General features: G+C 48.9%; 1 tRNA gene. It reads right to left on the reverse strand.

Annotation, left to right across the window (positions count from 1 at the left end):
- Positions 1-97 precede the first annotated feature (97 nt).
- A tRNA-Ala gene (locus HC725_RS16615) sits at positions 98-173 on the reverse strand.
- Positions 174-280: the final 107 nt, after the last annotated feature.

The raw sequence follows: 280 nt of genomic DNA on the forward strand, positions 1-280 counted from the left end.
CCAGTGACCCCCTGCTTGTAAGGCAGGTGCTCTCCCAACTGAGCTAATCGCCCATGTTTATTTTCTTATCTAAAATAAGCATTTCCATGGGAGGAAATGGTGGAGCTATGCGGGATCGAACCGCAGACCTCCTGCGTGCAAGGCAGGCGCTCTCCCAGCTGAGCTATAACCCCATTCTTTTCTTATCTAAAATAAGCATTTCCATGGGAGGAAATGGTGGGCCGTGCTGGATTCGAACCAGCGACCAATTGATTAAAAGTCAACTGCTCTACCAACTGAG

It is taken from the genome of Vibrio sp. S17_S38 (assembly GCF_014694375.1).
Lineage (GTDB): Bacteria > Pseudomonadota > Gammaproteobacteria > Enterobacterales > Vibrionaceae > Vibrio.